The organism is Amycolatopsis sp. lyj-108, assembly GCF_046549005.1.
GTDB lineage: Bacteria > Actinomycetota > Actinomycetes > Mycobacteriales > Pseudonocardiaceae > Amycolatopsis.
Map to the genome: position 1 here is coordinate 35,174 of NZ_JAJPWQ010000002.1, position 12,955 is coordinate 48,128.

At 69.1% G+C, this 12,955-nt stretch carries 14 protein-coding genes; 8 read left to right on the forward strand and 6 right to left on the reverse strand.

Translation table 11 applies throughout. The annotated features are described in order from the left end of the window. Positions 1–23 precede the first annotated feature (23 nt). From ACLJO0_RS06460 to ACLJO0_RS06470, 3 genes are read right to left on the reverse strand one after another with little or no spacing between them, the layout of a single operon-like run. Positions 24–932: a glycosyltransferase gene (locus ACLJO0_RS06460; protein ID WP_410577014.1), complete on the reverse strand. Its 909-nt coding sequence runs from the start codon at positions 930–932 to the stop codon at positions 24–26. Beyond that, a complete protein-coding gene (locus tag ACLJO0_RS06465) occupies positions 929–1,759 on the reverse strand; it encodes an ABC transporter ATP-binding protein (RefSeq protein WP_410577015.1) in 831 nt (276 codons plus the stop codon). The genes ACLJO0_RS06460 and ACLJO0_RS06465 overlap by 4 nt, the downstream gene beginning before the upstream one ends. A gap of 3 nt (positions 1,760–1,762) precedes the next feature. Then, positions 1,763–2,707: an ABC transporter permease gene (locus tag ACLJO0_RS06470; RefSeq protein WP_410577016.1), complete on the reverse strand. Its 945-nt coding sequence runs from the start codon at positions 2,705–2,707 to the stop codon at positions 1,763–1,765. Between the two features lie 144 nt (positions 2,708–2,851). Between ACLJO0_RS06470 and ACLJO0_RS06475 the strand changes: the two genes are divergently transcribed. Genes ACLJO0_RS06475 through pseI form a run of 4 tightly spaced genes read left to right on the forward strand, consistent with a single transcriptional unit; the run spans position 2,852 to position 5,500 of the window. Beyond that, positions 2,852–3,481, forward strand: coding sequence for a hypothetical protein (locus ACLJO0_RS06475; RefSeq protein WP_410578179.1), 630 nt, complete (start codon positions 2,852–2,854; stop codon positions 3,479–3,481). 36 nt (positions 3,482–3,517) lie between these two features. Further along, entirely contained in the window at positions 3,518–3,958 is a 441-nt protein-coding gene (locus tag ACLJO0_RS06480) for a hypothetical protein (RefSeq protein ID WP_410577017.1), read from the forward strand. A 3-nt stretch (positions 3,959–3,961) separates the two neighbouring features. After that, positions 3,962–4,414, forward strand: a complete 453-nt coding sequence (locus tag ACLJO0_RS06485; RefSeq protein WP_410577018.1) for a GNAT family N-acetyltransferase — start codon at positions 3,962–3,964, stop codon at positions 4,412–4,414. Positions 4,415–4,444: 30 nt separating this feature from the next. Continuing rightward, on the forward strand, positions 4,445–5,500 hold the full coding sequence (pseI, locus tag ACLJO0_RS06490; protein WP_410577019.1) for a pseudaminic acid synthase: 1,056 nt from the start codon (positions 4,445–4,447) through the stop codon (positions 5,498–5,500). Positions 5,501–5,580: 80 nt separating this feature from the next. Here the strand turns inward: pseI and ACLJO0_RS06495 are convergent, their stop codons facing one another. Together ACLJO0_RS06495 and pseB are read right to left on the reverse strand one after the other, a co-directional pair. Continuing rightward, entirely contained in the window at positions 5,581–6,714 is a 1,134-nt protein-coding gene (locus ACLJO0_RS06495; RefSeq protein WP_410577020.1) for a DegT/DnrJ/EryC1/StrS family aminotransferase, read from the reverse strand. Next, on the reverse strand, positions 6,707–7,690 hold the full coding sequence (gene pseB / locus ACLJO0_RS06500) for a UDP-N-acetylglucosamine 4,6-dehydratase (inverting) (RefSeq protein ID WP_038507572.1): 984 nt from the start codon (positions 7,688–7,690) through the stop codon (positions 6,707–6,709). The genes ACLJO0_RS06495 and pseB overlap by 8 nt, the downstream gene beginning before the upstream one ends. Before the next feature lie 49 nt (positions 7,691–7,739). On the opposite strand from pseB, the gene ACLJO0_RS06505 reads away from it, so the two are divergent. From ACLJO0_RS06505 to ACLJO0_RS06520, 4 genes are read left to right on the forward strand one after another with little or no spacing between them, the layout of a single operon-like run. Continuing rightward, positions 7,740–8,486 (forward strand): cytidylyltransferase domain-containing protein, encoded by a 747-nt coding sequence (locus tag ACLJO0_RS06505; RefSeq protein WP_410577021.1) that lies wholly within the window; start codon positions 7,740–7,742, stop codon positions 8,484–8,486. Next, the gene (locus tag ACLJO0_RS06510) at positions 8,483–9,454 is read left to right on the forward strand and encodes a spore coat protein (protein WP_410577022.1); all 972 of its coding nucleotides are present in this window, start codon (positions 8,483–8,485) and stop codon (positions 9,452–9,454) included. Before ACLJO0_RS06505 ends, ACLJO0_RS06510 begins: the two co-directional genes overlap by 4 nt. Then, entirely contained in the window at positions 9,451–11,028 is a 1,578-nt protein-coding gene (locus tag ACLJO0_RS06515) for a hypothetical protein (RefSeq protein WP_410577023.1), read from the forward strand. The genes ACLJO0_RS06510 and ACLJO0_RS06515 overlap by 4 nt, the downstream gene beginning before the upstream one ends. A 39-nt stretch (positions 11,029–11,067) precedes the next feature. Continuing rightward, the gene (locus tag ACLJO0_RS06520) at positions 11,068–12,222 is read left to right on the forward strand and encodes an epoxide hydrolase family protein (RefSeq protein ID WP_410577024.1); all 1,155 of its coding nucleotides are present in this window, start codon (positions 11,068–11,070) and stop codon (positions 12,220–12,222) included. Between the two features lie 69 nt (positions 12,223–12,291). Here ACLJO0_RS06520 and ACLJO0_RS06525 read toward each other — a convergent pair whose 3' ends face one another. Next, positions 12,292–12,897 (reverse strand): bacterial proteasome activator family protein, encoded by a 606-nt coding sequence (locus ACLJO0_RS06525; protein WP_410577025.1) that lies wholly within the window; start codon positions 12,895–12,897, stop codon positions 12,292–12,294. Positions 12,898–12,955: the final 58 nt, after the last annotated feature.

The following is a 12,955-nucleotide window of genomic DNA, read 5'->3' on the forward strand; positions in this document are numbered from 1 at the left end:
CGAGGGGCCCCTTTTCATGAAGCTCAGTAGCGGTAGAACTTCTCCTGGCGGCCCTGGCGCACCAGTTTGAGCCACTGCAGGAACGCCTTCGGGTCCCGTTTGACCCCGATGAAGTACAGCCCGAACCGCACCACTTCGAGCGCGCCGATCTTGCGCATACCCGGCTGCGACAGCAGGTATCCGCGGTTGCGGTAGGTGTAGTAGCGCTTGACCTCGTTCTCCGGGTCCTGCGCGTGGAACCGGCCGCCCAGCATCGGCTTGAACTCGTCCGAGCCGTCGGGGTGCAGGTACGCGGTCTTGAGCGAGGTGCCGAACGGCAGCCCCGAACGCACCAGGCGCCGGTGCAGTTCGACCTCGTCGCCGCGGAAGAACAGCCGCAGATCGGGCACGCCGACGACGTCCAAAGTGGACGCGCGGAACAACGCGCCGTTCATCAGCGAGGCGATACCGGGCAGGAAGTCGGTGCCCAGTTCCGCCGACGAACGCTTCCAGGTCAGCCCTCGCCGCAACGGGAAAGCGAGCTTGTCCGGCGCGTCGATGTTGGTCACCACGGGGGAGATCTCGGCCAGATCCCGCTTTTCGGCCTCGTCCAGCAGGATCGCGAGGACGTTCTCGTCGGCGGGGCGGCCGTCGTCGTCGGCAAGCCAGATCCAGTCCGCGCCGAGGGAAAGCGCGTGCAGCATGCCGAGCGCGAACCCGCCCGCGCCACCGAGATTGCGGTGCGAAGGCAGGTACGTGAAGGGCAGCGGGTAGTTCTCGACGATGTCCCGCGCCGACTTGTCCGGCCCGTTGTCGACCACGACGAGGTGGTCGATCGGCCGCGTCTGCGCGGCGATCACCTTGAGCGAGTCCGCGAGCAGTTCCCGCCGATGGCGCGTGACGACGACGCCGACGACGGCGCCTTCGGGCAACTGCCGGGTCTCGCTGGTCATCCTTGGCCACCGTTCGTCAGCGACACGGGCTCCGGGTCGGCCTCGACGCCGAACCGCTCCAGTGTCTCCTTGCTCATGTTCTCGAACGGGTCGCGCCCCTTGTAGCCGGTGAGCACCTCGCGCAGCGAACCGCGCTGCTTGACGTGCCCCTCGTCCATCCAGATGGCGGAGTCGCAGAGCTCGAAGAGGAACTCGTCCGAGTGGCTGGCGAACACCAGGATGCCCGACCGCTTCACGAGATCCTTGAGCCGGTCCTTCGCCTTGTTGAGGAACGCCGCGTCGACCGCGCCGATGCCCTCGTCGAGGATCAGGATCTCCGGGTCGATCGAGGTGACCACGCCCAGCGCCAAGCGCACCCGCATACCGGTCGAGTAGGTCCGCAGCGGCATCTGGAGATAGTCGCCGAGTTCGGTGAACTCCGCGATGTCGTCGACGCGGGCTTCCATCTGTTTCGCGGTCATCCCGAGGAACAGGCCGCGGATGATGATGTTCTCCATCCCGGAGATCTCCGGGTCCATGCCGATGCCGAGGTCGAAGACCGGCGCGATCTTGCCCGTGATCCTCGCCGAGCCGCGGGTGGGCTCGTAGATGCCGGACAGGAGACGCAGCAGCGTCGACTTCCCGGCGCCGTTGTGGCCGACGAGGCCGACCCGGTCGCCTTCGCGGAGCTGGAGGTTCACGTCGTGGAGGGCTTCGATGATCGGCACCTTGCTCTCGGTGCCGATCTTGCCGCCGACCTTGCCCAGCACCTTTTTCTTCATGGAGCGGGTCTTCGCGTCGAAAATGGGGAAGTCGACGTAGGCGTTGTGCACATCAATGCTGACCATCTGTCACACCCAATAAGAGACGCGGGAACGGTAATTGCGCATCGCGACCAGAGCGAGGCCCCAGCCGACGACGGTGATGCCGAGCACCACGTACCAGCTGTTGATGCTGACGGCCTGCCCGATCATCGGGGCACGCACGATCTGGATGAAGTGGAAGAGCGGGTTGGCGTAGACGAACGGCAGGGCCGCCGAAATGCCGTCACGGGCGCCGCCCGCCATCAGCTGGTCGATCGGCCAGACGATCGGCGTCATGTAGAAGAGCAGCTGGATCAGCGAGTTGATCACCTGCGGGATGTCGCGGTAGCGGGTCGAGATGATGCCCAGCAGCAGGGTCACCCAGCCGGCGTTCAGTGCGAGCACCAGGATGCCGGGGATCGCGCTGAACGAGTACCAGCCGAGCCCGGGGTGGCACAGGACCTGCCCGATGCATTCGCCGCTCATCGCGTACGGCTGGTCCAGGCTGGTGAAGAAGATCGCGACCACGATCACGTAGACGATGAGGTTGTGCGCCAGCATCAGCGTCTGGCGCCAGACCGTCCGTAGCACGTACACCGAAAGCGGTGCCGGCAGCTGTTTGATCAGCCCCTCGTTGGAGATGAAGGTCTCCATGCCCTCGGAAAGGCAGCCGCTGATGAAGCCCCAGATGATGAAACCGGTGCTGATGTAGGGCAGGAACGTCGCCGTCGGCAGGTTGAACAACTGTGAGTACAGGAGTCCGAGGCCCAGCGCGATGATGCCCTGGCTGATGGTGATCCAGAACGGGCCGATCACCGAGCGGCGATAGCGCTGCTTGATGTCCTGCCAGCCGAGGTGTCCCCACAGCTCTTTGGCGGCGAAACCGGTCTTGATGTCGGCGAACGCGCGCGAAAAGGTCTTGCTGTCCGAAATCGGCGGAACCGAGGTCGGCGCAGCACCGTCTGCGGCGTGAACCGTGCTGGTGGCATGCACGGGAACGAGGGTACCGATGGGGCCGGTGCAGCCTGGGCCGCCCCGCCCGACCACGGAAAGCTACCGTCGGCTTCCGACCCGAACGCGGTGCGTGTGCTGGTACTTTCTGCCCTCATGACTGCTGCACTCGGCGAGGCGAGCCTGATGGTCAATCTGCTCGCCGCGTACGCCGACCGGCCGGAGCCTCGTTCGGTGGCCGTGGTCGGGAATCAGCCGCTGCCGCCGGACCCCCAGCGGGCGAAGGCCATCGACGCCTGTGACCTCGTGATCCGCGTCAACGGCTTCGTCGTGGACGAGCCGGGCGGCCCCGAGGCCGTCGGCAGCCGGGTGCACGTCGTCGTGTTCAACCGCGCCGTCCGCGCCACCAAGCACGTCTTCCGTGACTACCGCAAGCGGCTCTACCTGCTGGTCGAGCCGGGCCGGATGCACTGGGAGCCCGAAGACATCCCTGGCTGGTGGCCCGCGGACCTCGGTTACGTGCCGGTGCCGAACCGCGAGGTCGTCCTGCCGCTTTCGGACGCGCTCGGCCTGCCTAGCCGCGAACAGGGCCTGTGGTCGACCACCGGCACGCTGGCCGCCTGGATCGCGCGGACGTCGTTCCCGCACGCCAATCTGGTCCTGTCCGGGTTCTCGTTCATCGACAACCCCGACCAGACACACTGGGAGCACGCCGCGGGCGACTCCTGCATCGTCGGCCCCGAACACCAGATCGCCGCCGAGGGCAGGCTGCTGGACTCCTGGACGAAGACCGGCGACACCGAACTCCTGCGCTGAACTCCCAGCCAGCCCACTCCGAGAAGGAACCACCCCATGGCAGTGCAGAAACTCCGCAGCGGCGTGATCGGCCGGATCGCCCGGCTCATCGACTTCCGGATCGACGAGCGGCTCCGCGACCTCAACGGGCGCGTCAACGAGCTCGAACACGCCACCGCGGACCACCGGCGTCGGCTCGACGGCGCCGAGAGCGGCCTCGAGCACGCGCGCGGCGATCTGCGCTGGACCCGCGCCGAGCTCGACCGCCTCATTCCGAGCGTCGCGGCCCAGGAGGCCCAGCTGGAGGATCTGCGCGAGTCGCTGTCGCTGCCGGCGCACGCCGACAAGCCCGAACTGGCCGAGGCGCGCAGCCTGATCCAGGAGATCCAGCGCCAGCACGCCCAGATCCGTGTCCGGCTCGCCGGGATCGCCCGGTACGAGGACCGGCTGCGCCGGATCGAAGACCGCCAGCGCGACACCATCGAGCAGGCTCAGTAACCCGTGCCGGCCCGAAAGGCCACGGAAGCCGACGCGGGGCTGCTGCTCGCCTGGCGGAACGACCCTCGCACCCGTCAGGCGTCCCGTTCGACCGGCGTGATCACGCTCGAAGAGCATTCCGACTGGCTGCGCGGGGTGCTGGCGTCACCGGACAGGGAGCTGTACGTCGTCGAATTCGACGGCATCCCGGTCGGCACCGTCCGGTTCGACCGCGAGGACGAGGGTGTCTGGGAGGTCAGCATCACCCTCGCGCCGGAAAGCCGCGGGCGCGGGCTGTCGGGCGCGGTGCTGGCGGAAGGCGAACGAGCCGTGACCGCGAGTCATCCCGTGCGGGTCGTCGTGGCCGCGGTGCACCGGGACAACGCGGCGTCGGCCGCGCTCTTCGACCGGGCGGGGTACGCCGAGACCGCGCCTGCCGTCGACGGTTTCCGGAAGCTGCGTAAGACTGTGTCCTGACCAGACCGTCGTCAGGGAGGCGTTTCGTCCATGTCAGCACAGGAAGTCCGGATCGGCGCGCACCGCATCGGGGCCGGGCATCCGCCGTTCGTCATCGCCGAAATGTCCGGTAACCACAACGGTGAGCTGGAGCGGGCGCTCGAAATCGTCGACGCGATCGCCGGAACCGGCGCGCAGGCGGTCAAACTCCAGACCTACCGGCCGGACACGATCACCATCGACGTCGACGCCCCCGCTTTCCGCGTCAGCGACTCGCATTCGCTGTGGGGCGGCGAGAACCTCTACAAGCTCTACGAGCGTGCCCACACGCCGTGGGAGTGGCACGAGCCGCTGTTCGAGCGCGCCCGCGCCCATGGCCTCGAAATCTTCTCCAGCCCCTTCGACCCCACCGCCGTCGACCTGCTGGAGTCGCTGGACGCGCCCGCGTACAAGATCGCGTCGTCGGAGATCGTCGACCTGCCGCTGATCGAACTGTGCGCGAAAACCGGCAAACCGCTGATCATCTCGACCGGCATGGCCAGCGTCGCCGAGATCGACGCGGCGGTCCGGACCGCGCGTGAGGCGGGCAACGACCAGCTGATCGTGCTCGGCTGCACCGCCAGCTACCCGGCGTCGCCCAGCGAGAGCAACCTGCGTGGCCTGCCGGTCCTGGCAGGCGTGACCGGGACGCTCGTCGGCCTGTCGGACCACACGCCCGGCATCGGCGCCCCGCTGGCGGCCGTCGCGCTCGGCGCCGTCGCCATCGAAAAGCACGTGACCCTGGCCAGGAGCGACGGCGGCGTCGACTCGGAGTTCTCCCTGGAGCCCGCCGAACTGGCCGCGCTGGTCACCGAATCGCACCGCGCCTGGGAAGCGCTGGGCGCGGCGGTGATCGGGCCGCGCGAGAGCGAGAAGGAAGGCCTGCGGTTGCGGCGTTCCCTTTACGTCGTCGAGGACGTGCGCGCCGGGGACACCGTGACGCGGGAGAACGTGCGCTCGATCCGGCCCGCCGGTGGGCTGGCGCCCGCCGAGATCGTGAACGTACTCGGCCGCACCTTCGCCTCCGACGTCCCGAAGGGCACCGCGCTCACCTGGGGCCTGATCTAGGGACTGGAGTGACGCGGCACGGCACTCGCGTGATCGGACGCCGTACACGCGAGTTACGCCTTCGCTCTGTGGGGTCAGCGCTAGCCGAAAAAGGCGTGGACCTCGTCGATGACGCGGTCCACGTCGGCGTCGGTCAGCGCCGGGAACAGCGGCAGCGAAAGCTCCTGGCTGTAGTACAGCTCCGCGTTCGGGCACATCCCGCGCCGGTAGCCGAGGTCCTCGAACACCGGGTGCCAGTACACCGGAATGTAGTTGACCTGCACGCCGATTCCCTTGCCGCGCAAGTGATCGAACATCGCGCGGCGGCGTCCTTCGAGGACTCGCAGCGGGTACAGGTGCCACACCGGGTCCGCGCCTTCGCGCACCGCGGGCGTCAGCACGCCGTCCAAAGAGGACAGTGCGGCGGTGTAGCGCGCGTGGATCTCCGCGCGGCGTTTCTTGAATTCGGCGAGCCTGCGGAGCTGGCTGCTTCCCAAGGCGCACAACACATCCGGCAGCCGGTAGTTGAGGCCGAACTCGTGCACCTCCTGATGCCACGCGCCCTCGTCCGGATAGCGCTGCGCCGCCTTGTCCCGCACCAGCCCGTGATTGCGGAAACCGCGGGCCCGCGCCAGCAGCTCGTCCGAAGCGGCGACGACCGCGCCGCCCTCGGCCGTGGTGAGATTCTTGGTGGGGAAGAAGGAGAACGTGGTGAGGTCGGCGAGTGAACCGACCGGCCTGCCGTGGGAGCTTCCGCCGACGGAATGCGCGGCGTCCTCCAGCAGCAGCGCGCCGTTGTCGCGGGCGATGCGGCCGAGTTCGTCCAGTTCCGCCGGGTGGCCGGCGTAGTCCACGGCCGCGACGACCTTGGTCCGCGAGGTGACGGCCGCCGAAGCCGCCGCCGGGTCGAGGTTGCCGGTGTCCGCCTCGACGTCGGCGAACACGACCTTGCCACCCAGCAGCACCGCGGTCGCGGCGGTGGCGACGAACGTCATCGGCGACGTGACGACCTCGTCACCGGGGCCGATCCCGGCCGCCGCGTACGCGACGTGCAGTGCGGCCGTGCCCGAGGTGACGGCCACCGCGGGCATCCCGCCGGTGTGCTCGGCGAGGTCCTCTTCGAAGCGCGTGACGGCGGGGCCGGTGGTCAGCCAGTCACCACGCAGCACCTCGGTGACGGCGGCGATGTCCTCGTCCGAAACGGATTGACGGCCGTAGGGAAGGAAGTCACCCATACTGCTCGACCAGGTCGCGCAGCTCGTCCGCGTCGAGCCACAGGTCGTTGGTGTCCGAGCGGTAGGCGAAGTTCTCCGGCACGGCCTCACCGCCCGTCGGCGGCTCGTAGCCCCAGCCCGCGATATGCGGCTGCACCACGTACCGGTCGCTGAGCCGCACGGTCCGGCGTGCGTCGTCGGGCGCGATCATCTCTTCGTGCAGCTTCTCGCCGGGCCGGATGCCGACCTCGTGCATCGGCGAACCTGGCGCGATCGCCTGCGCGAGATCGACCAGCCGCATACTCGGGATGCGCGGCACGTACAGCTCGCCGCCGTTCATCTGGTCGAAGGAATCGATCACGAACTGCACGGCCTGCGGGAGCGTGATCCAGAAGCGGGTCATCTCCTTGTGCGTGATCGGCAGGGATTCGCCCTTGGCCGCGAGCGCGCGGAAGAACGGGATCACACTGCCGCGCGAGCCCATCACGTTGCCGTAGCGGACCACGGAGAACCTGGTCGGATGCGTCGCGGCGTAGTGGTTCGCGCTGATGAACATCCGGTCGGCGCACAGCTTCGTGGCGCCGTAGAGGTTGATCGGGCTGGACGCCTTGTCCGTCGACAGCGCGACGACCTTCTTGACGCCCGTGTCGATCGCGGCCTCGATGACGTGCTGCGAGCCGACGACGTTGGTCTGCACGAATTCGAACGGGTTGTACTCACCCGTGTCGACCTGCTTGAGCGCCGCGGCGTGCACCACGTAGTCGACGCCGTGCATCGCGCGCTCGAGGCGGCGGCGGTCCCGGATGTCGCCGATGAACCAGCGCAGTCGCGGGTCGTTGTCGAACTGCTGCCGGGCTTCGTACTGCTTGAGCTCATCGCGGGAGAGCACGACCAGCCGTCGCGGGTTCAGCTCGGCCAGGGCGTAGGTGATGAACGCCTTGCCGAACGAACCGGTCCCGCCGGTGAGCAGGATGCTGGAGCCATCCAGCTCGGACATCGTTGACCTCCGCGTTTCGGTGCTACTGCCGCACGACATCATGTCACCCATGGATGCAGACCCCGGGGCCCACGTGGTCAACGCCGTCATCCAGGCACGCGCGTCGTCCACCCGGCTACCTGGCAAAGTCCTCCGCCGGATGGCGGGCCGGAGTGTGCTCGGCTGGGTCATCCGCGCGGCGGCGGCATCGCCGGGGATCGACAACGTCGTGGTCGCGACGTCTACCGAGGCCAGCGACGACGCGGTGGCCGAGGAGGCTGCCCGGCACGGCGCCCTGGTCGCCAGGGGACCGCTCGACGACGTCCTCGCGCGCTTCGCGGTGGCTGTCGAGTCGTACCCGGCCGACGCGGTGGTGCGACTCACCGCGGACTGCCCACTGCTGGACCCCGGGCTCATCGGGCAGCTCGTCGCGCAGTGGCGCGCGCAGCCGTCGCTGGACTATCTGAGCACCGTGCTGGTGCGCACCCTGCCGCGCGGCTTCGACGCCGAACTCGTGCGCACCGGGGTGCTGGTCGAACAGGTCGAAACCGCCCGCGGCGCCGATCGCGAGCATGTGACTTCGGGCATCTACACGAAGCCGGAGCGGTATTCCTGCGCCGGGATCGTCGTGAGCCCGCCGGCCGACGACCTGCGCGTGACCTTGGACACCCCCGAGGACTGGGCTGTCATCGAAGGGATCGTGGCCGAACTGGGCGACCGTGTCGGCGACTGGCGCGAGGTGGTCTCCATCCTCCGCGCACGGCCGGAGCTGGTGGAGCTCAACGCGCACGTCGAGCAGAAGAAGGTCGACCGATGACCCGGCTGCTGCTCCGGGCCGACGCCTCGCCGTCGATCGGCGCCGGCCACGTCTCGCGCATGGTCGCCTACGCCGAACGCGCCGTCGCGAGGGGCTGGGAGGTCGTGTTCTCGGGCCGGGTGGACAACGCCGAATGGCTGGCCGCGCGGTTCGGTGAGCTGTCGGTTCCGGTGGTGCCGTCCGTGCCCTTCGAGGGTTTCGACGCGGTGGTCGTGGATCACTACGGTCTCGGCGAAGTGCGCGAAGAGGTCAACGCCGCGGGCGCGCTGCTGGTGTCCATCGAGGACGACGTGTTCGGCAGGCGTGCGGCGGATCTCGTCGTCGACTGTGCCTTCGAGCCAGGGCCGAGGCCGGACGACGGATCGGGGGAGTTGCTCAGGGGCGTGGTCTACGCGCCGCTGCGTGAAGCGGTCGTGCAGGCGAGGGAGAAGCGTTCCGAGCGACGATCCGGTGGCGAACGGCCGCGAGTCACCGTGGTGCTCGGCGGCGGCGCGGAATGGGCCGCAACGGTCAGCGAACTCTTGAGCGCCCTTCGCGACACTCGGCTGCCTTTCGAAGCCGACGTGCTCGTGCGCGGTGAACCCGTCGTGCCCGAACCGCTGCCCGGTCAGGAGTTCCGGGTCGCGCCGCCCGGACCGGGGTTGCTCGGCCTGCTGGTGGAAACGGATCTGGCGATCAGCGCGGCCGGGGTGACCCTCCTCGAACTGTGCTGTCTCGGCGTGCCCACCGCGGTCGTCCGCCTCGTCCCGAACCAGGACGCGGGCTACCGGGCGGCACTCGGTCTCGGGCTGGCGGCCGGGCTGGGCGGCGCGGACGCGCTCGACGGCCAGGCCACCGAGACGCTCGCGGGACTGATGTCGGACCCGTCGGCGCGTAACGGTCTCTCCGGGACTTCGATGGCTCTTGTGGACGGGCGAGGGGTGGACCGGGTGCTGGACCGACTGGAGAAGACGAGGGTGACGGGATGACGACCACGGCGGAGCGAACCGAGGCCGACGCCGTCCCGGAACCGAAGCGACGCCGAGGCCTCCTCGTCGTCCTGCTCGGATTCGGAGCGCTTTTCCTCGTCGGCTGCTGGGCGGCGTGGTTCCTCACCATCGACGACGCCTTCATCACCTTCCGGTACTCGGCGAACATGGCCGACGGCCACGGTCCGGTGTGGAACGTCGGCGAAGACCCGATCGAAGGCTTCACGAACTTCCTCTGGATGCTCTGGCACGTGCCCTTCGCGCTCATCGGAGTGCCGCTGGAGACCGTCGCGAAGGTGACGTCGCTCGTCTTGGGAATCGGCATCCTCGTGATGCTGGTCCGGGCGGGGCACCGCGGCGCGGGCCTGCTCGGCGCGCTCGTGGCGGGCGGCGCGCTGGTGCTCTTCGTGCCGTCCTACTTCCATGTCACCGCGGGCCTGGAGACCATCGCGTTCGCCGCCGTCGTACTGCGTGCCGCGATCGTCGGGGTGAACCTGGTCCAAGGCCGTCCGGTGCGGGTGTGGGAGCCGCCGGTGCTGCTGCTCCTCGCCGGCATGATCCGGCCGGAGGGCGTGCTCGCGACCGTCCCGGCCTTCCTCGTCTGGTGCTGGCTCGGCCGCAGGAGCGGCCGGACCTGGGCGCTGGTGGCCGGGGTGGCCGTCGTCGGCGGCGCGTACTTCGGCTGGCGGTGGAGCTACTTCGGGCACCCGTTCCCGAACACCTTCTACGTCAAGTTCGGCAATCTCGACTCCGGTTCGGTGTGGCTGGAGACGACCGCCTGGCTGGTCGCCCCGCTGCTCGTGCTGACCGCTTTCCTGCTGTTCCGGAAGGCGAGCCGGGGCGCGGGCCTGGTGCTGTGCTCGGTCGTGCTCCTGACCGGGATGACCTACGCGGTGTCCGGACCGACCATGGACTACCTGCACCGGTTCGCCTTCCACGCGTTCCCCGTGCTGTGTCTCGGCGCAGGGCTGGCCATGGCACAGCTCGGCCGCCGGTGGATCGCCGCCGTGACCGGCGCGGTCGCGGTCGGCTGGGTCGCCGTCACCGGCGCGGAATCGGCGGATCTGCCGGTGATCGCCAACTACGGTCCCGATCTGCAACGCGCCCACGTCGCCATCGGGAAGGGCCTCGCGAACGCCAAGGTGCCCGAGTCGGCGCGCAGTCTCGCGGTCTCCGACGCGGGGGCGATCCCGTACTACAGCGGCTGGAAGTCGATCGACTACATCGGACTGAACGACGAGGCCATCGCCCACGGTGCCTCGCCGAACGACGTCGTCAAGGCCGTGCGCCCCACGGTCATCGTGGTCACCGCCCGCGGCCCGGGACAGACGCCCGGCTGGGCGTACGGTCTCGTCGTCCCGGAAGTGGCAAGGGACTACCAGCTGGTGGCGGACGTCCAGATGCGCGACGGCTACTACCAGGAGGTCCTCGCGCTGCCCGAACACGCGGCGTCGATCCGGGCGGCGGTGGCAGCGTCCGTCGACGAGGCGCAGCGCCGGAACGACCCCGGCCGGTACGAGGACACCGTCGATCGCTGGCTCGATCGCCTGCGTGCCCAACTGCCGGGCGGCTGAGGACCGTGGCTGTCCTCGATCGCTCCTACCGTCGTCCGCATGACCATCTCGCCGTTCAGGATCGATGTCCCCCAGCGTGACCTCGACGACCTCGCCGCCCGCCTGGCGAACACGCGCTGGCCGGACGAGCTCGACGGCGTCGGCTGGGGGCTCGGAACGCCGCTCGGATACCTGCGGGAGCTCGCCGAGTACTGGCGCCTGCGCTACGACTGGCGCGCCCACGAGGAACGCCTCAACGGCTTCCCCGGTTTCCTGACGAACATCGACGGCGCGAACGTCCACTTCCTGCACGCGCGGTCACCGGAGCCGGACGCGATCCCGCTGGTGCTCACGCACGGCTGGCCGGGGTCCATTGTGGAATTCCTCGACGTCGCCGGCCCTCTCTCGGACCCGCGTGCGTACGGCGGCGATCCCCGGGACGCGTTCCACGTCGTCGTGCCGTCGCTGCCGGGGTTCGGCTTCTCGGGGCCGACGACCGACGCGAACTGGGGTACCGGCCGGATCGCCGATGCCTGGGGAGTGCTGATGTCGCGACTGGGGTACGAGCGCTTCGGGCTGCACGGCGGCGACTGGGGCGCGATCGTGTCGCGCGACGTGGGCGTCCGATGCCCGGAGCGGGTGATCGGCGCGCATCTGACGATGCTGCCGCACGCGGTGCCGGAATCCGAGGACGATCTCGCCGAGCTCACCGGCGACGAACTCGCGCGGGGCGAGGCGGCGCTGGCGCGCGGAAGGGACTTCCAGACCGGCGAGCTGGGCTACGCGATGATCCAGGCGACCAAACCGCAAACGCTTGCCTACGGGCTCACCGACTCACCGGCCGGACAGCTCGGGTGGCTGGTGGAGAAGTTCAAGTCCTATTCGGACTCCCGTGATGTCCCGGAAGACGCCATCGACCGCGACGACCTGCTCACCAGCGTGATGCTCTACTGGCTCACCGGGACCGCGAACTCGTCTTCGCGGATCTACGCCGCGCTGGGACCGGCTTGGGGCGAGGAACCGCCGAAGTCCACAGTGCCCACCGGGGTGGCCGTGTTCCCGAAGGACACCGGCCTCCCGATCCGGCATCTCGCCGAACGCACCGACAACATCGTGCACTGGTCCACTCCGGACCGCGGGGGTCACTTCCCGGGACTGGAGGTGCCGGACCTGCTCATCGGCGACCTGCGGACGTTCTTCCGGCCGCTGCGTTGACCCCCTGCCGGCTGCTATGAAAGGTCCTTTCCTTGCAAAATTTGCAAGGAAAGGACCTTTCATAGCGCGTCAGAGGTACTGGCCGGGCCCGTGAGCGTCGCCGCCGGCGGCTCCGTGGCCGCCCAGGGCACCGCCCGCGGAGGGACCCGCAGGGAGCCCACGCCGCATCTGCTCCAGCTGCACCCGCGCGGCCATCTGCTGCGCGAACAACGCGGTCTGGATGCCGCTGAACAGCCCCTCCAGCCAGCCGACCAGCTGGGCCTGCGCGATCCGCAGCTCGGCATCGGACGGCGTCGAGTCCTCGGTGAACGGGCGCACCAGCCGCTCCAGCTCGTCCTGCAGCTCCGGCGCCAGCGCCTGTTCCAGCTCACGGATCGAGGTCTGGTGGATTTCGCGCACGCGTGTGCGGCTCGCGTCGTCCAGCGGTGCGGCGCGGACCTCCTCGAGCAGCTGTTTGATCATCGTGCCGATGCGCATCACCTTGGCGGGTTCTTCGACGAGGTCGCCGAGCGACTCCTCCTGGCCCGCCTCCTCGCCGGAGCCGGGGGAGGCGAGGCGCGCGGTGCCGACCGGAGTGCCGTCGGGTCCGACGACCACCACGTGGGGTGAGGAGTCTCCGCCGCCGTCACCGGGGGTGTTCGATTCGCGGGAAACTGGGTCGGTCATGTGCTCCATCCTGGCCTACGTCGGGCGCGAAGCGCAGTGTGGTTTTCGGCGCCGTCTCCGAGCGTAG

Excerpts from the sequence above, each read along its gene's own strand:
- ACLJO0_RS06460 (WP_410577014.1), bottom strand. The coding sequence starts at position 932 with ATGACCAGCGAGACCCGGCAGTTGCCCGAAGGCGCCGTCGTCGGCGTC.
- ACLJO0_RS06465 (WP_410577015.1), bottom strand. The coding sequence starts at position 1,759 with ATGGTCAGCATTGATGTGCACAACGCCTACGTCGACTTCCCCATTTTC.
- ACLJO0_RS06475 (WP_410578179.1), top strand. The coding sequence starts at position 2,852 with ATGGTCAATCTGCTCGCCGCGTACGCCGACCGGCCGGAGCCTCGTTCG.
- ACLJO0_RS06480 (WP_410577017.1), top strand. The coding sequence starts at position 3,518 with ATGGCAGTGCAGAAACTCCGCAGCGGCGTGATCGGCCGGATCGCCCGG.
- pseI (WP_410577019.1), top strand. The coding sequence starts at position 4,445 with ATGTCAGCACAGGAAGTCCGGATCGGCGCGCACCGCATCGGGGCCGGG.
- ACLJO0_RS06495 (WP_410577020.1), bottom strand. The coding sequence starts at position 6,714 with ATGGGTGACTTCCTTCCCTACGGCCGTCAATCCGTTTCGGACGAGGAC.
- pseB (WP_038507572.1), bottom strand. The coding sequence starts at position 7,690 with ATGTCCGAGCTGGATGGCTCCAGCATCCTGCTCACCGGCGGGACCGGT.
- ACLJO0_RS06505 (WP_410577021.1), top strand. The coding sequence starts at position 7,740 with ATGGATGCAGACCCCGGGGCCCACGTGGTCAACGCCGTCATCCAGGCA.
- ACLJO0_RS06510 (WP_410577022.1), top strand. The coding sequence starts at position 8,483 with ATGACCCGGCTGCTGCTCCGGGCCGACGCCTCGCCGTCGATCGGCGCC.
- ACLJO0_RS06515 (WP_410577023.1), top strand. The coding sequence starts at position 9,451 with ATGACGACCACGGCGGAGCGAACCGAGGCCGACGCCGTCCCGGAACCG.
- ACLJO0_RS06520 (WP_410577024.1), top strand. The coding sequence starts at position 11,068 with ATGACCATCTCGCCGTTCAGGATCGATGTCCCCCAGCGTGACCTCGAC.
- ACLJO0_RS06525 (WP_410577025.1), bottom strand. The coding sequence starts at position 12,897 with ATGGAGCACATGACCGACCCAGTTTCCCGCGAATCGAACACCCCCGGT.